The following is a 19,836-nucleotide window of genomic DNA, read 5'->3' as shown; positions in this document are numbered from 1 at the left end:
GCAGCAACCGCCATGCCACGCCCAAACCGTTGATGTCATTGATATGTCGCTGGATGCTGCGGCAGGAATCCACCCACCCGCACGCGGGCGCCCGGCAGCTTCTGCCGGGCGCGGCACCGTTTACGGGCCCTTATCGATGTCCGGTTAGGACGGTGGGCGTTTCTGGGAGGACGTCGTCCGGTGATGCGTGCCAAGCGGACGAGCCTCGTCCACCTGATCTACTTCTCCAGGCTTGCCCTGTCCTCGGACGTGCAGATCCGCGCCGGGCAGATCGGCGAGATCACGCGCCACGCCCAGAAGAAGAACGAATTCTCGGTGATCACGAGCTTCCTCGTCGTCGAGCAGACCTTCGCCGCCCAGGTGATCGAGGGCGAGCGCACCTCCGTGCACGAGACCTTCAACCGCATCGCCGAGGACCAGCGGCACCGCGACGTGCAGATCTGCGAGTGGCGCGAGATCGCCAAGCGCGCGTTCGTCAACTCCTGCCGCAGCAGCATCCGCTCGGGCCCGAACGAGGTCCACTTCGCCAAGGCCAACCTGCTGCCGATGCTCCAGCGCGGGACGCCGAGGGCCGGCGCGATCCACGCCCTCGCGCTCGCGTTGCAGGCCGACGAGATGTCGAAGCAGGGCATCGACCACCTGTTCATCTGACCGTCCGACCTCCGTGCATGCCCCACCGCACGGGGCGGGCGCGCTGGGGGCCGGCTGAGAGCAGTTTGTTCACGGATCGCGCGCAGACTTCGCGCAAGACCGCGCCAGACCGCTTCAGGCCAAAGACGACACCATGAGCGAGACGCCACCCATCCTCGTCGTCGACGATCAGGAGAAGCTCCTGCGCCTCGTCGTGATGCTGATGAACCGCATCGGCTTCCCGAACGTCGAGGGCGTCACCAGCGGTCCCGAGGCCCTCGAGCTCCTGCGCCTGCGCAAGTACGCCCTGGTGATCGCCGATCTCGACATGGAGCCGATGGACGGGATCGCGCTGCTGCGCGAGATCCGCTCCGACGACGACCTGATGAACACCCCCTTCATCCTGACCGAGGCGTCGTTCGACTTCGAGGACATCAACGTCGCCCACCAGGCGGGGGCCGACGCCTTCATCCTCAAGCCGTTCGACATGACGGTGCTGAAAAGCAAGCTGAAGCAGGTGCTCAATCGGAAGCCGCGCAAGCGCGAGGCGCCGATGGCCGCGGAATCGACGCTGTCCATCGACTTCCCGATGCTCGGAAAGTCCTGATCCCTCAGGCCGCGCGCTTCTGGTAGTCCTTGATGTCGGCAAAGCGCACCGCCGGGTAACGCTCCTCTTCGTAGCGCAGCGAGAAGGCGGTGGTCGCCATGAAGACCGGCGCCCCGTCGAGGTCCCTCGCCATCGCCGAGCCGTGCGAGGCCACGAACGCGTCGAGGTCGGCCTCGGATTCCGACGACACCCAGCGGCAGACCGTGAAGCGGGTGGCGTCGTAGTCGATCGGCAGGCCGTACTCGCCCTGGAGCCGCTCCTTCAGCACGTCGAGCTGGAGCGCGCCGACGACGCCGACGATGGCGCCAGACCCGTCCTGCGGCACGAACACCTGGACCACGCCCTCCTCGCCCATCTGCTGGAGCGCCTCGCGCAGCTTCTTGGCCTTCATCGCGTCGGTGAGCTTGATCCGCCGCAGCAGTTCGGGCGCGAAGCTCGGTACGCCGCGGAAGACGATGTCCTCGCCCTCGGTGAGCGTGTCGCCGATGCGCAGCGTCCCGTGGTTGGGGATGCCGACCACGTCGCCCGCGAACGCCTCGTCGGCGATGGCGCGGTCCTGTGCGAAGAAGAACTGCGGCGCGGAGAGCGAGATCGGCTTGCCGGTGCGCACCAGCCGGGCTTTCATCCCTCTGTTCAGTTTTCCGGAACACACCCGCATGAAGGCGATGCGATCGCGGTGGTTCGGGTCCATGTTCGCCTGGATCTTGAACACGAAGCCGGTCATCTTCGGCTCGTTGGGCGCGACGGTGCGCTTGTCGCAATCCTGGCCCCGCGGCGGCGGCGCGAAGCGGGCGAGCCCGTCGATGAGGTCGCGCACGCCGAAGTTGCGCAGCGCCGAGCCGAAGAACACCGGCGAGAGATGGCCCTCGCGGAAGGCGGCGAGGTCGAATCGCTTCAGCCCGCCCTCGGCCAGTTCCACCTCCTCGCGCCACGCATCCGCCTCGCCGTTCTCGGTCAGCAGCGTGTCGAACAGCGGGTCGGCGAACCCCGTCACCGGCACGGTGCCGGCATCGTCCGCCGCGTCGAGCCGGCGCACTCGGCCGCCGCCGAGTTCGTAGGTGCCGGCGAAGTTGCGTCCGCGCCCGATCGGCCAGGTGACGGGCGCGACGTCGAGCGCCAGGGTCTTCTCGATCTCGTCGAGCAGCGCGAACGGCTCGCGCGCCTCGCGGTCGAGCTTGTTCACGAAGGTGACGATCGGGATGTCGCGCAAGCGGCACACCTCGAACAGTTTTCGCGTGCGCGCCTCGATGCCCTTGGCGGCATCGATGACCATCACGGCCGAATCGACCGCCGTCAGGGTGCGGTAGGTGTCCTCGGAAAAGTCCTCGTGGCCGGGCGTGTCGAGCAGGTTGAACACGCACGGCCCGTACTCGAAGGTCATCACCGAGGTGACCACCGAGATGCCGCGCTCGCGCTCGATGCCCATCCAGTCGGAGCGGGTCGAGACGCGGTTGCGCTTGGCCTTGACCTCGCCCGCGAGCTGGATCGCGCCGCCGAACAGCAGCAGCTTCTCGGTCAGCGTGGTCTTGCCGGCATCCGGGTGCGAGATGATCGCGAAGGTGCGCCGCCGCGCCACCGGGTCCGCCTCGATCTTCGTCTGCGGCTGCATCAGCATGGACAACGGCTCTCGAACCCGCGCGCGGGTCCCTTTCGCATTCGGTGAAGGGCCGGGGCCGGCGAACCGGAGCATCCGGCCCTTCGCCTCCCTCTAGGCCGCGCGGGGCCGCTTGGCAAAAACCGCTGCGCGAACGGCTCAGCCGCGGCCGATATAGGGCATCGTCGTCGCCGTCAGCGTCAGGAACTGCACGTTGGCCGAGAGCGGCAGGCCCGCCATGTAGACCACCGCGTCGGCGACGTGCCGCGCCGCCATCATGGGCTCCTGCTTCAGCGATCCGTCGGCCTGCCGGACCCCGGCGGCGAACCCCTGCGTCATCTCGGTCGCGGCGTTGCCGACGTCGATCTGGCCGCAGGCGATGTCGTGGGGTCGGCCGTCGAGGGAGGTCGCGCGGGTCAGCCCGGTCATCGCGTGCTTGGTCGCGGCATAGGGCGCCGAATGCGGGCGCGGGACCTGGGCCGAGACCGAGCCGTTGTTGATGATCCGGCCGCCGCGGGGGACCTGCGCCTTCATCATCCGGAACGCGCCCTGCGTGCACAGGAACGCACCGGTGAGGTTGGTGTCGAGGCTGGCTCGCCAATCCGCCAGGCGGACCGCGTCGACGGGCGCGGCGGGCGTGAAGATGCCGGCATTGTTGAACAGCAGGTCGAGGCGGCCATGCACGGCGGCCACGCGGGCGAAGAGCCGGTCGACCGAGGCCGGATCGGTGACGTCGGTCTCGACAGCGAGCGCATTGTCGATCTCGGCGGCGACCGCATCGAGGGGATCGCGCCGCCGGCCGGCCAGCACGACGGCGTAGCCGGCTCGGCCCAGCGCCAGGGCCACGGCGCGCCCGAGCCCGGAGCCCGCCCCGGTCACGATCGCCACTGTCCCGCCCATGCCGTCCGTCTCCCGCCGCGACGCCAAGCCTGTTGCCTGTCCGCACATCCGCGTCTAGACAGCGCCGTCCTCTGGTGGGGCGTCGCCAAGTGGTAAGGCAGCGGTTTTTGGTACCGCCATTCCCAGGTTCGAATCCTGGCGCCCCAGCCAACTTCCGCGCAAGCCTCTGGTTCGACTCCGCTTTCGCCCTGCGGATTCGGAGCCGGAGCACAGGATGCGCCCGACGCCCGCCATCGCCCATGCCCAAAGTCGCGGCGCGACGCATTCCTGGCACCGGCGCATCCCCCGATCGCTTTGCCGATCCCGCAAGGTCGACGCGCTTATCGTCAGCCTCGGCACCCGCGATCCGCGCCGGGCTCGTCTCTCCGCCGGCCACCTCACGACCCGTTCCCGCGCGCCGGCTGACGCCGATCCCGACATCCGTACCGGCATCGACACCGCACGCCCTGCAGGCAGCGGCGCCTTCGGCATCCTGCGCGAGACCGTCGGCGCCTGAGCCCGGCCACCACAAGGCGCGGGTCATGACCACCCGCGTCGAATAGGCGGATTGCGCGCAATCGACGTCCCGCCGCCGCGCATTCCCGTCCGTTTCCCGCGTCCGCCGAGGTTCTTGTTCAAAGAATCGTGACGCACTACGCCCGTTCCCCTTTTATTTCCTAAGTTTTCGGCGGAGAACGGTCGAACCAACTTGCCGAATGCGGACGCTGAGCTTACGGTCGCACTATCACTCCAGCGTCAGAGCGATGGCATCAAGACCATGACCGACCCCGAGACCGACAAGGCCCGCTTCATCACGCTGACCGCCGACATCGTGTCGGCCTATGTCAGCAACAATCACGTCCAGAGCATCGAACTGCCCAAGCTCCTCAGCGATGTGCACGAGGCGATCATGGGCGTTTCGGGCGCCAACGGAGCGGCGGTCGATGCCGGGCCGCCCAAGGCGACCGCCGCGGAGATCCGCCGCTCGGTGTCGCCGGACTACCTGATCAGCTTCGAGGACGGAAAGCAGTACAAGACGCTTCGCCGGCACCTCACCCTGCGCGGCCTGTCGCCGGAGCAGTATCGCGCCAAGTGGGGCCTTCCGCCCGACTATCCGATGACCTCGCAGAGCTATTCGGAGCAGCGATCCGAACTCGCGCGCGCGCTGGGCCTCGGGCAGCAGCGGCGCAAGAACGTGGCGAAGGCCGCCGAGCCCGAGGCCGTGGCCTCCGAGGAGCCCGCCGCCTCCGAGGACGCGCCGGCGAAGAAGACCCGCGGCCCCCGGAAGAAGAAGGACGCCTGAAACCTCCCGGCGCTCCGGTCCGCTCCCGACCCGGCTGGACCGGGACGGATTGCGGACCTGCGGCGCGAGCGGTTTTCGGGGTGACATGGCCCGCTTCGAGGTGCGCTTCCTCATGCCGGCCGGCCGAGCGCGGATTTGCCGGCGCTCCTCGACGCTTGCGGGCGCTCGCCCGGGCGCCCGAGGATCGGGCCCTCGCCTGCCGCCTTCGCCCGCGATAGACAGGCCGGCATCGCGCCTCGGTTCCGGCCCGACCCCCGCGATCGGGGCGGCCGGAAGCCTGACGCCGCCGCTGCCGGAGCCGTCCATGCCTCGTCCGTCCGCCCCGATCACCCTGGCCGTCGCCGCATGCCTCCTCGCCGCGGCGCCTGCCGCGGCCCAGATGGCGAAGAGCGCCGACGCGCCGCCCGCCAGGACGGTGCCGAGCGCAAGGGCCGAGGTTCAGCTCTCCTTCGCGCCGGTGGTGAAGCGGGCGGCGCCCTCGGTGGTCAACGTCTACGCCTCGCACATCGACAAGCGCCCCAACGCCCGCACCAGCGCCATGGACGAGTTCATGCGCCGGTTCTTCGGCGAGGAGGGGCGCGGCCAGGGCGCGGCGCCCGGCGAGCGGGCGCAGAAATCCCTCGGCTCCGGGGTGATCGTGGACGAGAGCGGCCTCGTCATCACCAACAACCACGTCATCGACAACATGAACGAGGTCCGCGTCGCGCTCGCCGACCGGCGGGAGTTCGAGGCGACGATCGTGCTGCGCGATCCCCGCACCGACCTCGCCGTGGTCAAGATCAGGAACCCGGCCGGCGGCCTGATCCCGATGCCGTTCGGCGATTCGGAGAGCCTCGAGGTCGGCGACTTCGTGATGGCGATCGGCAACCCGTTCGGCGTCGGCCAGACGGTGACGCAGGGCATCGTCTCGGCGCTCGCGCGCACGCAGGTCGGCTCCTCGGACTACCAGTTCTTCATCCAGACGGATGCGGCGATCAACCCGGGCAATTCCGGCGGCGCCCTGGTCGACCTCCAGGGCCGGCTGATGGGCATCAACACCGCGATCTACTCGCAATCGGGCGGCAGCCACGGCATCGGCTTCGCCATCCCCGCGAGCATGGTGAAGGCGGTGGTCGAGACCGCCAGGAACGGGGCCACCACCGTGCGCAGGCCCTGGCTCGGCGCGCGGGTGCAGAGCGTGACGCCGGACATCGCCGAGAGCATGGGCCTCGACCACCCGACCGGCGTGCTGGTGGCGAGCCTCCAGGCCAAGAGCCCGGCCGACGAGGCGGGGCTGAAGCGCGGCGACCTGATCCTCACCGTCGACGGGCAGAGCGTCGACGACCCGGAGGCCTTCGGCTACCGCTTCGCGCTCAAGGGGATCACCGGGCAGACCAAGTTCGGCCTCCTGCGCGGCAGCGGGCGCTCGACCGTGCCGGTCAAGCTGACGCCCGCCCCCGAGACGCGGCCCCGCGACGTGCTCAAGGTCCGCACCCGCTCGCCGTTCCTGGGCGCGACGCTGGTCAACACCTCGCCCGCGGTCGCCGAGGAGATGCTGATGGATTTCGCGAGCGACGGCGTCGCGGTGCAGGCGGTGGACGAGAACTCCTTCGCGGCCCGGGCCGGCCTGCAGAAGGGCGACATGGTCGTGTCGATCAACGGCCTGCCGGTCGCCACCACCAAGGACGTCGACCGCGCCACCCGCAGCACGCAGAACACCTGGGAGATCGCGATCAACCGCGGCGGCGCGGTGCTGACCTCGGTGTTCGGAGGATAGATCGGACGTGCGGCATCCCGTATGCCGGGGTTGCAGGCCTGGCCGAACCGTGCCCCCCGCACGGTGCCGCCCCGGTCGTGACCGGCAGGTCCGGCCTCACGCCGCCTTCCGGGCGGAGGCCGGGAACGTCTCTGCCGGCCGCTCGATCAGTGCGGTGATCGCATCCTTCGGCATCGGGGCGCCGAAGAGGTAGCCCTGGCCGTAGTCGCAGCCCTGGTCGGAGAGCCAGTCGACGCTGGCATCCGTCTCGATGCCCTCGGCGGTCGTGACGAGGCCGAGGCTGGCGCCGAGCTTGATGATCGCGTCGACAAGCTTGGCGCGCTCGGCGCTCACGGTGATGGTGTCGACGTAGGTGCGGTCGATCTTGAGCTTGTCGAACTTCAGCTCGCGCAGGTGGTACAGGCTCGAATAGCCCGTGCCGAAATCGTCGAGCGCGATGCGCACGCCGACGCTCTGGAGCGCGGTCAGGGTGTCGCGCGCCGCTTCCAGGTCCTGCACCAGGGCGGTCTCGGTGATCTCGACCTCCAGGCGGCTCGGCGCGAACCCGGTCTCGGTCAGGATCGCGAGGATGCGCTCGCACAGCCGGCGGTCCTGGAACTGCTGCGGCGCGATGTTGATGGCGAGCTGGAAATGGTCGGGCCAGGCGCGGGCGTCGAGGCAGGCTTGGCGCAGCAGCCTCATGCTGAGTTCGGAGATCAGGCCGGTCTCCTCGGCGATCCCGATGAAGTGGGCCGGCGCGAGCAGGCCGCGGACGGGATGGCGCCAGCGGGCCAGGATTTCGACGCCGATCAGCACCTTCCCCGGCAGCGTCACCACCGGCTGGTAGAACGGCTCGATCTCGCCCCGCCGGATCGCCGCGCGCAGCTCGGTTTCGAGCTGCGCGCGCGCCTTGAGTTCGAGGTCCATGGCGCTTCGGAACACGCGGAACACGCCGCGGCCGTCCTTCTTGCCCTGGTCCATGGCGAGGTCGGCCGCGTGCAGCACCACGTCGGCGTCGGCCTGATCGGCCGAGATCGGGGCGATGCCGATGGTCGCGCCGACCTTGAGTTCGTTGCCCTGCCACCGGATCGGCACGGAAATCGTCGCGATCACCGCCTGCGCGAGGCGCCCGAGGCCGTCGCTCCCGCCGTCGAGCGGGACCAGCATCGCGAACTCGTCGCCGCCGAGCCGGGCGGCGAGGCCGGAGACGGGCAGCAGGGCGCTCAGGCGCTCGGCCACCGTGCAGAGGACCGTATTGCCCGCCGCATGCCCGTAGAGGTCGTTGACCGGCTTGAAGCGGTCGAGATCGACCAGCAGCACGGCCTGCGCGGGCTCGAGGCCCGCCGCGGCGCGCCGGCACTCCACGCTCTCGAGGAACAGGCGGCGGTTGGCCAGCCCCGTGAGCACGTCGTGGCGCGCCACCGCCGCGGCCTCGGCCGTCATCGCGTCCCGCTCGGCGATCGCCGAGCGAAGCAGCAGCGACTTGCGCAGGCTGGCTGCGAACACCGCCAGGCTCATCAGCGCCAGGAGCATGAACGGGTCGGAGAGGTCGTGGGCCTGGATGAAGGCGTTCAGGCGCGAGAAGACCTGGAACTGCGCGCCGATGATCCACAGGCAGGCGCCGGTCGTCAGCAGGCACAGCGCCTCGTAGAGCTCGCCCTCGCCCCAGGTGCCGCGCCTGCCCGCCATCGAACGCTCCCCCGATCGTAAGCACGGGAGCACGGCGGGCGTTAAGAGAGTCTCACGCGCGGTCGTCGCACGGGCACCATGCCGGGCCGGGCCGCAGGACGGCGCCCGGGATCGGCGTCCGCGGCGAACCCGATATGCGGGCCGGCGGGGACCACCCTCCGGCGCGCCCGGGCTTGCGGAGCGCGGCGTGGGCGGTGTTGATGCGGGCATGTCCGACCTGTTCGCAACCGCCGGCCTCGACGCGTCGGCACCCCGCCCGCTCGCCGACCGCCTGCGGCCGGGCACGCTCGCCGAGGTGGTCGGCCAGGAGCACCTCACCGGGCCGGACGGCGCGCTGACGCGGCTCCTGCGGGGCGGGAGCTTCGGCTCGCTGGTGTTCTGGGGACCGCCCGGCACCGGCAAGACCACCGTGGCGCGGCTGCTCGCCCGCGAGACCGAGCTGCATTTCGAGCAGATCTCGGCGATCTTCTCCGGCGTGCCGGATCTGCGCAAGGTGTTCGAGGCCGCGCGCGGGCGCCGGGCGGGGGGCCGGGGCACGCTGCTGTTCGTGGACGAGATCCACCGCTTCAACCGGGCGCAGCTCGACGCAGTCCTGCCGGTGATGGAGGACGGGACGGTGACGCTCGTCGGCGCCACCACCGAGAACCCGTCCTTCGAGCTGAACGCCGCGCTGCTGTCGCGGGCCCGCGTGCTGCTGTTCCGCTCCCTCGACGACGCAGCGGTCGCCAAGCTGATCGCGCGGGCCGAGGACCTGACCGGGCGGACCCTGCCGCTGACCGAGGCGGCCCGCGGCGTCCTCGTGCGCATGGCCGACGGCGACGGGCGGGCTGCGCTGACGCTCGCCGAGGAGGTCTGGCGCTCGGCCGGCCCCGACGAGACCTTCGATGCCGAGACGCTTCAGACGATCGTCCAGCGGCGCGCGCCGATCTACGACAAGGCGCAGGAGGGCCACTACAACCTGATCAGCGCGCTGCACAAGACGGTGCGCGGCTCGGACCCGGACGCGGCGCTGTACTACCTCTGCCGGATGCTCGACGGCGGCGAGGACCGGCTGTTCATCGCCCGCCGCCTCGTGCGGATGGCGGTGGAGGATATCGGGCTCGCCGACCCGCAGGCGCTGGTGATCGCCAACGCGGCCAAGGACGCCTTCGACTTCCTCGGCAGCCCCGAGGGCGAGCTGGCGCTGGCGCAGGCGGCGATCTACCTCGCCTGCGCGCCGAAATCGAACGCCGCCTACGCGGCGTACAAGGCGGCGACGCGGATCGCCAAGGCGCACGGCTCGCTGCCGCCGCCGCGCACCATCCTCAACGGCTCGACCAAGCTGATGAAGCGGCTCGGCTACGGCGAGGGCTACCGCTACGACCACGACGAGCCGGACGCGTTCTCGGGCCAGGATTACTGGCCCGACACCCTCGGGCGCCAGCACTTCTACGAGCCGAGCGAACGCGGGATGGAGGGCCGCTACCGCGACCGGCTCGCGAACTGGGAGCGCCTGCGGCGCGAACGGCGCGGGCAGGACTGATCGCGGTATCGGACCTGGACCGGGCAGGCGGCAGCCTGTAGGGCAGCCGCCCCCACGCACATCCGCGAAAGACCAGACCCCGATGGCGGCCTGCGGCCTCGATTTCGGCACCTCGAACACCACCCTCGGGCACCTCGGCGCGGCCGGCCCGCAGCTCGTTCCCCTGGAGGACCGGCACGTCACGATCCCGAGCGCGATCTTCTTCGAGCCGAACCGCGAGCCGGTGATCGGGCGGGCGGCGACAGACGCCTACGTCCAGGGCATTCCGGGCCGGATGATGCGCAGCCTCAAGTCGGTGCTCGGCTCCGGGCTGATCGAGGAGACCACGCCGGTCGGACGCGGGCGCATCCGCTTTCGCGACGTGATCGGACGCTACCTCGCCGCGGTGAAGGCGCGGGCGGAGGACGCGGCCGGCGCGAGCTTCGACACGGTGGTGCACGGGCGACCGGTGCATTTCGTCGACGGCGACGCGGCGGGCGACCGCCGGGCCGAGGAGACGCTGCGCGCGATCGCGGAGGGCATCGGCTTCCGCCACGTCTCGTTCCAGTACGAGCCGATCGCAGCCGCGCTGGACCACGAGCGGAGCGTCACGAGGGAGGAGATCGCGCTGATCGCCGACATCGGCGGCGGCACCTCGGACTTCTCGATCGTGCGCCTGTCGCCCGAGCGCCACGCCCGGGCGGAGCGCGCCGACGACATCCTGGCCAACGACGGCGTGCGCATCGGCGGCACCGACTTCGACCGCGTCCTCAGCCTCGGCACGGTGATGCCGCTGCTCGGGCTGGGCAGCCCGATGAGGCGGCCGGAGCTGTCGGTCCCGAACGCCTATTTCCACGACCTCGCCACGTGGTCGAGCATCAACCGGCTCTACAACGCCAGGACGCTGCGCGAGATCGCCGAGATTTTCCGCGACGGGGCCAGGCCCGAGCTGATCGCGCGGCTGCGCACGGTGATCGAGCTGGAGCGCGGGCATTCGCTGGCGATCGCCGTCGAGGGCGCGAAGATCGCCGCCTCGGACGGCGGCGCGTCGGAGATCGACCTCGGCTGGGTCGAGCCGGGCCTCTCCGCCGCCATCGACCGTGCCGCCCTCGTCGCGCACACCGCCATGCTGGCGGCCCGCATATCCGAGCGGGTCGGACGCTGCCTCGCCCAGGCCGGGCTGAGGGCGGAGGCGATCGACGCGCTGTTCCTCACGGGCGGCTCGACCGGCCTGCCGCATGTCCGGGCGGGTCTGACCGCCTGCCTGCCCGGGGCCCGCGTGGTCGCGGGCGACACCTTCGGCTCGGTCGGGATCGGCCTGACGATCGAGGCGATCCGGCGGGCGGCCTGAGCTGCGGCGCCGGCCAGGGCCGCCGGACGCGCGAATTGTCGCCGGTGCGGGCGGGTGCTAACGCCGGCGCATGACAGGCAATCCACCACGCCGCGGCGGTCCGGCCGGCAAGGGGCCCGGCAAGGGCTCGGGCAAGAGTTCGGGAAAGGGCTCGGGCCGGCCTCCCGCGGACAGGCCGCCGGCCGGCAAGGGCGCGAGCCGCGGGCCCCGCGCCGGAGGACCCGCCAAGCTCCGCTTCGGCCGGCCGGAGCGCGCCGGCACCGGCCCGCGCACCTCGGCGTTGGAGGCGGCCCAGCGCGCGGCGCGCCTGCGCGGCGACGACGCGACCGAACGTTCACCCTGGGGCGACGCGGATGCCTCCCGCGAGGCGCCGCGTCCGAGCCGGGCGCCGGCGCGCCCGCCGCGTGCGACGCCGGCCAAATCCGCCTTCGTCAAACCTGCCTTCGCCGAACCCGCCGCCACCCAGCCGTCCCGCGCGCGGCGCGCCGAGACTGCGCCCGCGGCTCCGGCCGAGCCCGAAGGCCCGACCCGGCGCCAGCAGCGCGCGGCGGCCTCGGCGACGCTCGCCTCCGGCGTGCAGACGCTGACCGTCGAGGCCGACGAGGCCGGGATGCGGATCGACCGCTTCCTCACCGCGCGCTTCCCGCAGCTTCCCTTCGCCCGCGTCCAGAGCATCGTCCGCAAGGGCGAGCTGCGGGTCGACGGCGGCAGGGCCAAGCCCAACGACCGGCTGGAGCCGGGCATGGCGGTGCGGGTGCCGCCGCTCAAGCTCGACCAGCCGGCCGACCGGCCGCGCAACCCGGTGCGCGACCAGAATGATGCCGACTTCATCCGCTCGCTGATCCTCTACGAAGACGCGGACATGATGGTGCTGAACAAGCCCTTCGGCCTCGCAGTGCAGGGCGGCTCGGGCACGGTCCGCCACGTCGACGGGCTGCTCGAGGCGCTGGCCGGCCCGGACGGCCAGAAGCCGCGCCTCGTCCACCGCCTCGACAAGGACACGGCCGGCTGCCTCGTCGTCGCCAAGACCCGGGTCGCGGCGGCGACGCTGGCCAAGAGCTTTCGCTCGCGCGCGGCGCGGAAAATCTACTGGGCGCTCGCCTCCGGCGTGCCGCGGGTGCCCCAGGGCCGGGTCTCGACCTACCTTGTCAAGGAGGAACCCACGGACGCGGATGCCCGCATGCGCATCGCCCAGCACGGCGAGGAAGGGGCGAGCCACGCGCTGACCTACTACGCGATGGTCGATCAGGCGGCGCAGAAGCTGTCGTGGCTGTCGTTCAAGCCGGTGACGGGGCGCACCCACCAGTTGCGCGCGCATGCGGCGCATATCGGCCACCCGATCGTCGGCGACCCGAAATACTTCTCGATCGAGAACTGGGCGCTGCCCGGCGGCATCCAGAACCGGCTCCACCTGCTGGCGCGCCGCATCGTGATCCCGCACCCGCGCACGGGCAAGCCGATCGACGTCAGCGCGCCGCTGCCGCCGCACATGGCGCAGAGCTGGAACCTGCTCGGCTTCGACGCCGCCCGCTACGACCCGATCGTCGACGCGCCGGAGGCGTGAGGCTAGAGCCTTCGGGTTCGAGGCGGGCTTGCCGCGTTCGAGGCGGGCTTGCCGTGTTCGGGGTAGTCTTGCCACGTCCGAGGCGGGCTTGCCGTGTTCGGCCGCGCCTTGGCAAGTGCGCGGCGAGGCTCATATTCTCGGCGACGCGGATCGGCGGCCGCGCCGCTGCCCTTGGTCCTCGCGGTGAGACCTCCTCGACATGAAGCTCACGACGCTGGCCTGCCTCGCCGCCCTCGGCCTGATCGGACCCGCAACGCTCGCGGCCGCAGCCCCGCCTACCGCACAGGGCCCGCAGGCCGCGGTCGGGCGGGCGGGCGCGCCGACGGCCCGCGGCAGCGACAGGCGCCGGCCCTCCTACGCCGCCTGCAACCGGGCATCCCACCAGCGTGGGCTCCGCGGAGGCAAGCGCCGCCGCTTCTTGATCCGGTGCAAGCTCGGCTACGATCGGCCGCGGACCCAGCAAGGCGTCCAGCCGGGGACACAGCAAGGAACCCAGCAAGGGATACAGCAAGGCGCGCAGCCGGCGGTGCAGCCGCCGAGGTCCGCCGCCGTCCCGGCCGAGCGCAAGCCGTGAGGCGGCGTCCCGCGCCATGAAGCTCGTCGTGTTCGACGTCGACGGCACCCTCGTCGACAGCCAGCACCTCATCGTCGCCGCGCAAGCGGCGGCCTTCGCCGAGCACGGCCTGCCCGCACCGAGCCGGGCCACGTCGCTGTCGGTGGTCGGCCTGTCCCTGCCGCAGGCGTTCCGCCGGCTCGTGGGCGAGGACGGGCCGGTGGACGCGCTCTCCGAGAGCTACAAGCGCGCGTTCCAGGCGCTCCGCCTCGACCCCGCTTACGAGGAGCCGCTGTTTCCCGGTATGGGCGACCTGATCGGCCGGCTGCACGCCCGTGACGACGTGCGGCTGGGCATCGCCACCGGCAAGTCGCGGCGCGGCGTCGAGCATCTGGTCGCCGCCAACGGCTGGGACGGGTGGTTTGCCACCATCCAGACCGCCGACGACGCGCCCTCGAAACCCGACCCGGCCATGCTGCTCCAGGCGATGACGGAGGCCGGCGCCGCCCCGGCATCGACCGTGATGGTCGGCGACACCACCTACGACATGGCGATGGCGGTGAGCGCAGGCGCCGCGGCGATCGGCGTCGCCTGGGGCTACCATCCGGCAGGCGCCCTGTTCGGCGCCGGCGCGGTCGCGGTGGTCGAGAACGCGGCGGCGCTGGCCGACCTGTTCCCCGGCCCCGGCCCGCGGTGACGCCGGCCTCGCGAAACCCCGTCCGATCGCCTATCTCCGCACCCATGAGCGACGACGTCACGCGAGACTGGCTGGGACAGCCCTCCGACACCCCGCGCCCCGACCCGATGCGGGCGGTGCGCGAGCACGGCAAGCCGGTGCTGCCTAAGCGTTTCTACGAGGCCGCCGGCGTCGCCGAAGGCGAGGGCGGCTTCCGCCTGACGCTCGACGGGCGCCCGGCCAACACGCCCGCCCGCAACCCCCTGGCGGCCCCGACCCTCGCGCTGGCCGAGCGGCTGGCGGCCGAATGGGCGGCGCAGGGCGAGACCATCGACCCGTCGCGGATGCCGGTCACGCGGCTCGTCAACACGGCGATCGACGGCGTCGCGCCGCGGATGGGCGCGGTGGCCGAAGACCTGTGGACTTACGCCGGTACCGACCTCGTCGCCTACCGGGCGGCCACGCCGGAGCGCCTCGTCGCGGCGCAGGCGGACGCCTGGGACCCGGTGGTCGCGTGGGCGCACGACGCGCTCGGCGTCCGGCTGATCCTCGGCGAGGGCGTGATGCACGTGGATCAGCCTGCCGACACCGTCGCGGCGCTGAGGCGGGCGGTGTCGGCGATCGACGACCCGTTCCGGCTGGCCGCGCTCCACACCCTGACGACGCTGACCGGCTCGCTGCTGATCGCGCTGGCCGTGCTCCACGGGCACCTGGATGCGGACGCGGCGTGGGACGCGGCCCATGTCGATGAGACCTATCAGGCCGCGATCTGGGGCGCGGACGCGGATGCCGCGTCGCGGCTGGCGTTCCGGAAGGCGGAGTTCGTGGCGGCGGCGGAGGCGGCGGCGTTGGCGGGTTGAGACCGGGTGATCGGGATCGCGCGCCGGGCGCCGCCCATCGTCAGCGCACCGCGTCGAGCCCGGGCGCGCCTCCGTTCCTGACGCTTCGGACCATGACGCTGTGAAATCTGCGCTTTCGCGCGTGCGACCATCGATTCCCCACCGCCGAACCTCATGCTAAGGGCGATCACGGTTCTAGGCGGCCAAGCCTGATCTCTGGGTACAGTCCGCGGAAGAAACGAACCGTCGCACGCTTGAGGCAGGGCCGCCCCGGACATGAAGGACATCCTGGAAAAGCTCGAAGCGCGCCGGGCGCTCGCCCGCCTCGGCGGCGGCGAGCGGCGCGTCGAGGCCCAGCACAAGCGCGGCAAGCTCACGGCGCGCGAGCGCATCGAACTCCTGCTCGACCACGGGTCGTTCGAGGAGTTCGACATGTTCGTGCAGCACCGCTCGACCGATTTCGGGATGGAGCTCCAGAAGGTCCCCGGCGACGGCGTCGTCACCGGCTGGGGCACGATCAACGGCCGCACCGTCTTCCTGTTCTCGAAGGATTTCACGGTGTTCGGCGGCTCGCTGTCCGAAGCCCACGCGCAGAAGATCGTAAAAGTTCAGGACATGGCGCTGAAGATGCGCGCGCCGATCATCGGCATCTTCGATGCCGGCGGCGCGCGCATCCAGGAGGGCGTGGCCGCGCTCGGCGGCTACGGCGAGGTGTTCCGACGCAACGTCATGGCGTCCGGCGTGATCCCGCAGATCTCGGTCATCATGGGGCCGTGCGCGGGCGGCGACGTGTACTCGCCGGCGATGACCGACTTCATCTTCATGGTGCGCGACACGAGCTACATGTTCGTGACCGGCCCCGACGTGGTCAAGACCGTCACCAACGAGGTGGTCACGGCGGAAGAGCTCGGCGGCGCCAAGGTCCACACCACCAAGTCCTCGATCGCCGACGGGTCGTTCGAGAACGACGTCGAGGCGATCCTGCAGATCCGGCGCCTGCTCGACTTCCTGCCGGCCAACAACATCGACGGCGTGCCGGAGATCGAGAGCTTCGACGACCCGTTGCGCCTCGACAAGTCGCTCGACACCCTGATCCCGGACAACCCGAACAAGCCCTACGACATGGGCGAACTGATCCGCCGCGTTGCCGACGAGGGCGACTTCTTCGAGATCCAGGCGGCCTACGCCAGGAACATCATGACCGGCTTCGGCCGCATCGAGGGCCGCACCGTCGGGTTCGTCGCCAACCAGCCGATGGTGCTGGCGGGCGTGCTCGATTCCGACGCCTCGCGGAAAGCCGCGCGCTTCGTGCGGTTCTGCGACGCGTTTTCGATCCCGATCGTCACGTTCGTGGACGTGCCCGGCTTCCTGCCCGGCACCGCGCAGGAATACGGCGGCCTGATCAAGCACGGCGCCAAGCTGCTGTTCGCCTATTCCCAGGCGACCGTGCCGCTGGTGACGATCATCACGCGCAAAGCCTTCGGCGGCGCCTACGACGTGATGGCCTCCAAGCATGTCGGCGCCGACGTGAACTACGCGTGGCCGACCGCGCAGATCGCAGTGATGGGCGCCAAAGGGGCGGTCGAGATCATCTTCCGCAGTGAGATCGGGGACGACGCGAAGATCGCGGCTAGGACCGGAGAATACGAGGACCGCTTCCTGTCGCCGTTCGCGGCGGCCGAGCGCGGCTACATCGACGAGGTGATCATGCCGCACTCCACCCGCAAGCGCATCGCGCGGGCGCTGGGGATGCTGCGCACCAAGGCGATGGAGCAGCCCTGGAAGAAGCACGACAACATCCCGCTTTGAGGCGTCGTACCGCGGGCAGCCGGCCCGCGCCCCTAGAGCATTTTCCAGCGAGGCGGATACCGGATCGCGTGAAGAAAATGCGACCACACAAGGAGTTAGAGCGTTTTCCGTGATCCGAAGATCATGGAAAACGCTCTAGGGAACCAGGTCGGTCTCGGCCCCGTCTCCGGTCCTGGCCTGGCCTCGGCCGCAAACGCGAGACGCCGCCGCTTCGGCGGTGCTATCGCTGGGCGCGAAACGCCAGGGAGATCGAGATCGTGACCTACGGACCCTTCGCCTCCACCGCCCTCGTCCTCGGCATCGCCTGCCTCGTCGGCGCCGCGCCGGCCGCGGCGCAGCTCGACACGGTCAACACGATCGCCTGTGCCCAGGACGGGGGCGTCTGCCGGATGCCCCATCCGACGAACGTCTATTACGGCGTGCCGGGCAAGACCAACGGACGCCCGTTCCCGCAGGGCGGCTCGATCCCGTGCAACGCCCAGACCTTCGGTGATCCGGCGCCGGGACAGAAGAAGAGCTGCTGGTACGCGCCCCGCCTCGCCGACGGCCGGCGCGGCGGTGGCGGCGGCTATCGCGACGCGGACGAGCGGTCCGGCTACCGGGGACGCGACCGGGACTACGACCGCCCCTCGCGCCGGCCCGACGACGACGATGCGCCCCGGCGGCGCTACCGGGGCGAGCCCGACGACGATTAGCCCCATCCGCTCCGCGTCCGAGCCGACGACCGGTCGCAACGGTCTCGATGGCGCCATCGTGCCCGGCAGGTCGTGGCGTGGCCTCGACTGCCGATGGCACGCGCCGGGAGAACGGGAGAGCCGGCCCGGGCCGCGTGCGCTGACGCACAGCGGAACAGGCGGATCGGGCGCAGGAAACAGTCGCGCAATCTTCGGTTCGTACCGTCGGCGCCATCTTGGACCCGATACCGGCGAGGCCGCGGACATGACGATCGCCATCAGTCTTCAGCCGATCGCCGTTCCGGCGGCGGCGCTCGCCCTCGCGGTCACGCCGCTGGCCAACCCGCTGCTGCTGGCGCTGGCCGCCCTCGCCGGCGGCCTCCTTCTCGCCTGCCGCTGCGCGGCCGACCTGCTCACGGCCGGCCCGCACGCGACCGACGGCGACACGGTGTTCCGTCACGCCGTCTGAGGCGCGGCTGGGTCCGACCGCCCATCGGCCCGGACGCCGCAGGTCCGGACACGCTCAGCTCCGGTCGCTGTGCTCGATCACCGCGCACATGGTCAACGCCCCGGTCTCGGATCGCGACACCGAGCAGGTGACGCGGGCGCCGCCAGCGTCGACGTTGCTGTGGCGCAGCCGGCTCGCGGCCTCGCGCGCCGTATGGGCCGCGGCCTCGATTACGCCCGCGTCGATGCCGGTGACGGCGTGTCCGGCCTTGCCGAACAGGGCATAGTAGGCGTCCGGCGGCGTCTCGCCGCGGAACTGCGCGCCAACCGAGGAGAGCTGCGGCGCGGCGCAGGACAGCGTCAGGGTGGTGCCGTCGCCGGCGGTGAAGTTGGCGTAGTCGCTGCGGCGATCGGCCTGCGTCGCCGCCGTCTCGCCGACGATCCGGTCGATCAGGTCGCCGCATTCGTCGGCGAGCGCCGGGAGCGGGGTGAGGAGAAGGGCCACGAGGAGGAGCGCGCGCATCGACCAAACCTAGCGCGCCCGCGCGCCGCGGCGAGCGCCGGCGTCCGGGGCATCTCGACGCTCAGGCGGCCGCAGGGCGCGATCCGAGTTCCAGAAGAACGATCTCCGGCGGCACGCCGAAGCGGATCGGCAGACGGCTCACGCCGAAGCCGCCCGAGACGATCATGTGGCGGCCGTCGGTCACGACGTGACCGTAGGAATAATCGTGACCGCCGACCGGGCGGATCGCCGGGGAACGGCCGAACAGCCGGACCTGGCCGCCGTGGGTGTGGCCCGCGAGCGTCAGCGAGACGCGCGCGGGCACGGCGGTGAAGATGTCGGGCTCGTGCGCCATCAGGATCACCGGCGCGTCGTCGGTGATCCCGGCCAGGGTCGCGGGCAGGTCGTCGCGGCCGCCGTCGTCGAACAGGAACGGCTGCTGGTCGCCGAGCCCGGCGATCCAGAACGGGCGGCCGTCCTTGGCGAGCCGCAGCGCGCCGTTCTCCAACACCGGGATGCCGACCGCTTCGAGAACCCGGCGCGCCTCGGGCACGCCGCCGCGGGCGGCCTGGGCGGCGGCATCGTCCCACCAGTCGTGGTTGCCCAGGATCGAATGGATGCCGAGCGGCGCCCGCAGCCCTGCGACCACGCGGGCGAAATCGGACAGCGCCACCTTGCGCCATGCGATCCGGCCGGCGGCCGGGTAGTCGCCGAGCATCAGGATCAGGTCGGGGGCGAGCGCGTTCGTCGCGTCGACGATCGCGGCGACGCGGTCAAGGGGCATGAACGGCTCGCAGACGTGGAAGTCTGCGAGCACCGCGATCCGCAGCGACAGGTCCGGCGTCCAGCCCGGCAGCGTCGGCGCGTAGCGCGTCACCACGAGGCGGTGCAACGGCTCGACGCCGAAGGCGTAGGCGCCGGTCGACAGGGTTGCCGTCGCGAGCGCGCCACTGAGGCCGGTCAGCACCTGCCTGCGGCTCGGCAGGATCAGCATGGGATGCCCTCGGGTTCGCGTCGGGACGCGGTGACGGCGCCCCATGACCGGCCAGTCCGGCGAAAGCACGGCGCGATCGGCGCGCCGCCCGGAAGGCTTGATGCGAACCCGTTGCGCAATCCTGAATCGGATCGCCGAAGCGATACGCGGTCCGACCCGTCTCAGTCGATCGGCGCGTCCTCGTGCACGATCGCGAGCACGCCGGTGCGGCCGGCGCGCGGGACGGCCTTGGTTGCGGGCTTGGCGGTCTGGGCCGCGGCGGCGAGCGCCGGGAGCGCCAGAGGCCGGAAGCCGTGGCGCGCCTCGGCCTGATCCATCTGCCGGCGCTCGGCCCCGTAGGTCGGGGCCTGCGTCTCGGAAGCTTGAATCTCGGAGCCTTGCATCTCGGAGCCTTGCATCGCGTCACGCGGGTCCATGGGAATCCGTCCTGTCCGGTCGCCGTCGGCGCGGCCGCCGCATCCTGCCCCCACGCCGTTCCGTACGGCGATG

At 71.3% G+C, this 19,836-nt stretch carries 19 protein-coding genes and 1 tRNA gene; 14 read left to right on the top strand and 6 right to left on the bottom strand.

From position 1 onward, the window contains the following. The first annotated feature begins 183 nt into the window (after positions 1-183). Positions 184-651 (top strand): BLUF domain-containing protein, encoded by a 468-nt coding sequence (locus ACFE86_RS01765; protein WP_375453610.1) that lies wholly within the window; start codon positions 184-186, stop codon positions 649-651. 133 nt (positions 652-784) lie between these two features. Then, the gene (locus ACFE86_RS01760; RefSeq protein ID WP_375453609.1) at positions 785-1,237 is read left to right on the top strand and encodes a response regulator; all 453 of its coding nucleotides are present in this window, start codon (positions 785-787) and stop codon (positions 1,235-1,237) included. Between the two features lie 4 nt (positions 1,238-1,241). Here ACFE86_RS01760 and ACFE86_RS01755 read toward each other — a convergent pair whose 3' ends face one another. Further along, entirely contained in the window at positions 1,242-2,852 is a 1,611-nt protein-coding gene (locus tag ACFE86_RS01755; protein ID WP_375453608.1) for a peptide chain release factor 3, read from the bottom strand. A gap of 138 nt (positions 2,853-2,990) precedes the next feature. Continuing rightward, the gene (locus ACFE86_RS01750) at positions 2,991-3,731 is read right to left on the bottom strand and encodes an SDR family oxidoreductase (RefSeq protein WP_375453607.1); all 741 of its coding nucleotides are present in this window, start codon (positions 3,729-3,731) and stop codon (positions 2,991-2,993) included. Positions 3,732-3,806: 75 nt separating this feature from the next. Here ACFE86_RS01750 and ACFE86_RS01745 point away from each other — a divergent pair. The 4 genes from ACFE86_RS01745 to ACFE86_RS01730 all read left to right on the top strand — a co-directional run bounded on the left by ACFE86_RS01745 (position 3,807) and on the right by ACFE86_RS01730 (position 6,769). Further along, a tRNA-Gln gene (locus ACFE86_RS01745) sits at positions 3,807-3,881 on the top strand. 64 nt (positions 3,882-3,945) lie between these two features. Further along, the gene (locus ACFE86_RS01740) at positions 3,946-4,227 is read left to right on the top strand and encodes a DUF6538 domain-containing protein (RefSeq protein WP_375453606.1); all 282 of its coding nucleotides are present in this window, start codon (positions 3,946-3,948) and stop codon (positions 4,225-4,227) included. 261 nt (positions 4,228-4,488) lie between these two features. Then, entirely contained in the window at positions 4,489-5,013 is a 525-nt protein-coding gene (locus ACFE86_RS01735) for a MucR family transcriptional regulator (RefSeq protein WP_375453605.1), read from the top strand. 304 nt (positions 5,014-5,317) lie between these two features. Next, positions 5,318-6,769, top strand: a complete 1,452-nt coding sequence (locus ACFE86_RS01730; RefSeq protein WP_375453604.1) for a Do family serine endopeptidase — start codon at positions 5,318-5,320, stop codon at positions 6,767-6,769. Between the two features lie 96 nt (positions 6,770-6,865). Here ACFE86_RS01730 and ACFE86_RS01725 read toward each other — a convergent pair whose 3' ends face one another. After that, positions 6,866-8,437, bottom strand: coding sequence for a putative bifunctional diguanylate cyclase/phosphodiesterase (locus ACFE86_RS01725; RefSeq protein ID WP_375453603.1), 1,572 nt, complete (start codon positions 8,435-8,437; stop codon positions 6,866-6,868). 208 nt (positions 8,438-8,645) lie between these two features. Between ACFE86_RS01725 and ACFE86_RS01720 the strand changes: the two genes are divergently transcribed. The 8 genes from ACFE86_RS01720 (at position 8,646) to ACFE86_RS01685 (ending at position 17,873) form a co-directional block, all read left to right on the top strand. Then, positions 8,646-9,959, top strand: coding sequence for a replication-associated recombination protein A (locus ACFE86_RS01720; protein ID WP_375453602.1), 1,314 nt, complete (start codon positions 8,646-8,648; stop codon positions 9,957-9,959). A gap of 82 nt (positions 9,960-10,041) precedes the next feature. Continuing rightward, positions 10,042-11,289: an Hsp70 family protein gene (locus ACFE86_RS01715; protein ID WP_375453601.1), complete on the top strand. Its 1,248-nt coding sequence runs from the start codon at positions 10,042-10,044 to the stop codon at positions 11,287-11,289. A gap of 70 nt (positions 11,290-11,359) precedes the next feature. Then, a complete protein-coding gene (locus ACFE86_RS01710; protein WP_375453600.1) occupies positions 11,360-12,853 on the top strand; it encodes an RluA family pseudouridine synthase in 1,494 nt (497 codons plus the stop codon). 590 nt (positions 12,854-13,443) lie between these two features. Continuing rightward, positions 13,444-14,103 (top strand): HAD-IA family hydrolase, encoded by a 660-nt coding sequence (locus tag ACFE86_RS01705; protein WP_375453599.1) that lies wholly within the window; start codon positions 13,444-13,446, stop codon positions 14,101-14,103. Between the two features lie 44 nt (positions 14,104-14,147). After that, complete coding sequence (locus ACFE86_RS01700; protein ID WP_375453598.1) at positions 14,148-14,942, top strand: ATP12 family chaperone protein; 795 nt, start codon at positions 14,148-14,150, stop codon at positions 14,940-14,942. A 255-nt stretch (positions 14,943-15,197) separates the two neighbouring features. Further along, positions 15,198-16,730 (top strand): acyl-CoA carboxylase subunit beta, encoded by a 1,533-nt coding sequence (locus ACFE86_RS01695; RefSeq protein WP_375453597.1) that lies wholly within the window; start codon positions 15,198-15,200, stop codon positions 16,728-16,730. Positions 16,731-16,987: 257 nt separating this feature from the next. After that, positions 16,988-17,425, top strand: a complete 438-nt coding sequence (locus tag ACFE86_RS01690; RefSeq protein WP_375453596.1) for a hypothetical protein — start codon at positions 16,988-16,990, stop codon at positions 17,423-17,425. A 244-nt stretch (positions 17,426-17,669) separates the two neighbouring features. Next, a complete protein-coding gene (locus tag ACFE86_RS01685; protein WP_375453595.1) occupies positions 17,670-17,873 on the top strand; it encodes a hypothetical protein in 204 nt (67 codons plus the stop codon). Positions 17,874-17,927: 54 nt separating this feature from the next. On the opposite strand, the gene ACFE86_RS01680 is transcribed toward ACFE86_RS01685, so the two are convergent. The 3 genes from ACFE86_RS01680 to ACFE86_RS01670 all read right to left on the bottom strand — a co-directional run bounded on the left by ACFE86_RS01680 (position 17,928) and on the right by ACFE86_RS01670 (position 19,763). Continuing rightward, on the bottom strand, positions 17,928-18,374 hold the full coding sequence (locus tag ACFE86_RS01680) for an ABC transporter ATPase (protein ID WP_375453594.1): 447 nt from the start codon (positions 18,372-18,374) through the stop codon (positions 17,928-17,930). A 61-nt stretch (positions 18,375-18,435) separates the two neighbouring features. Beyond that, a complete protein-coding gene (locus ACFE86_RS01675; protein ID WP_375453593.1) occupies positions 18,436-19,347 on the bottom strand; it encodes a metallophosphoesterase in 912 nt (303 codons plus the stop codon). A 161-nt stretch (positions 19,348-19,508) separates the two neighbouring features. Then, positions 19,509-19,763, bottom strand: a complete 255-nt coding sequence (locus ACFE86_RS01670) for a hypothetical protein (protein WP_375453592.1) — start codon at positions 19,761-19,763, stop codon at positions 19,509-19,511. Positions 19,764-19,836 lie beyond the last annotated feature (73 nt).

The sequence above is a fragment of the uncultured Methylobacterium sp. genome (genome assembly GCF_964244095.1).
Lineage (GTDB): Bacteria > Pseudomonadota > Alphaproteobacteria > Rhizobiales > Beijerinckiaceae > Methylobacterium.
The sequence above is the reverse complement of the archived record's forward strand: the minus strand, read 5'-3'. Positions and strand labels throughout refer to the sequence as shown.

Bases quoted from the DNA above. Each gene is read 5' to 3' on its own strand.
- ACFE86_RS01740 (WP_375453606.1), top strand. From the start codon at position 3,946: ATGCGCCCGACGCCCGCCATCGCCCATGCCCAAAGTCGCGGCGCGACG.
- ACFE86_RS01680 (WP_375453594.1), bottom strand. From the start codon at position 18,374: ATGCGCGCGCTCCTCCTCGTGGCCCTTCTCCTCACCCCGCTCCCGGCG.
- ACFE86_RS01725 (WP_375453603.1), bottom strand. From the start codon at position 8,437: ATGGCGGGCAGGCGCGGCACCTGGGGCGAGGGCGAGCTCTACGAGGCG.
- ACFE86_RS01700 (WP_375453598.1), top strand. From the start codon at position 14,148: ATGAGCGACGACGTCACGCGAGACTGGCTGGGACAGCCCTCCGACACC.
- ACFE86_RS01755 (WP_375453608.1), bottom strand. From the start codon at position 2,852: ATGCTGATGCAGCCGCAGACGAAGATCGAGGCGGACCCGGTGGCGCGG.
- ACFE86_RS01710 (WP_375453600.1), top strand. From the start codon at position 11,360: ATGACAGGCAATCCACCACGCCGCGGCGGTCCGGCCGGCAAGGGGCCC.
- ACFE86_RS01685 (WP_375453595.1), top strand. From the start codon at position 17,670: ATGACGATCGCCATCAGTCTTCAGCCGATCGCCGTTCCGGCGGCGGCG.
- ACFE86_RS01675 (WP_375453593.1), bottom strand. From the start codon at position 19,347: ATGCTGATCCTGCCGAGCCGCAGGCAGGTGCTGACCGGCCTCAGTGGC.
- ACFE86_RS01670 (WP_375453592.1), bottom strand. From the start codon at position 19,763: ATGGACCCGCGTGACGCGATGCAAGGCTCCGAGATGCAAGGCTCCGAG.
- ACFE86_RS01760 (WP_375453609.1), top strand. From the start codon at position 785: ATGAGCGAGACGCCACCCATCCTCGTCGTCGACGATCAGGAGAAGCTC.
- ACFE86_RS01705 (WP_375453599.1), top strand. From the start codon at position 13,444: ATGAAGCTCGTCGTGTTCGACGTCGACGGCACCCTCGTCGACAGCCAG.
- ACFE86_RS01720 (WP_375453602.1), top strand. From the start codon at position 8,646: ATGTCCGACCTGTTCGCAACCGCCGGCCTCGACGCGTCGGCACCCCGC.
- ACFE86_RS01735 (WP_375453605.1), top strand. From the start codon at position 4,489: ATGACCGACCCCGAGACCGACAAGGCCCGCTTCATCACGCTGACCGCC.
- ACFE86_RS01765 (WP_375453610.1), top strand. From the start codon at position 184: ATGCGTGCCAAGCGGACGAGCCTCGTCCACCTGATCTACTTCTCCAGG.
- ACFE86_RS01695 (WP_375453597.1), top strand. From the start codon at position 15,198: ATGAAGGACATCCTGGAAAAGCTCGAAGCGCGCCGGGCGCTCGCCCGC.
- ACFE86_RS01750 (WP_375453607.1), bottom strand. From the start codon at position 3,731: ATGGGCGGGACAGTGGCGATCGTGACCGGGGCGGGCTCCGGGCTCGGG.
- ACFE86_RS01730 (WP_375453604.1), top strand. From the start codon at position 5,318: ATGCCTCGTCCGTCCGCCCCGATCACCCTGGCCGTCGCCGCATGCCTC.
- ACFE86_RS01715 (WP_375453601.1), top strand. From the start codon at position 10,042: ATGGCGGCCTGCGGCCTCGATTTCGGCACCTCGAACACCACCCTCGGG.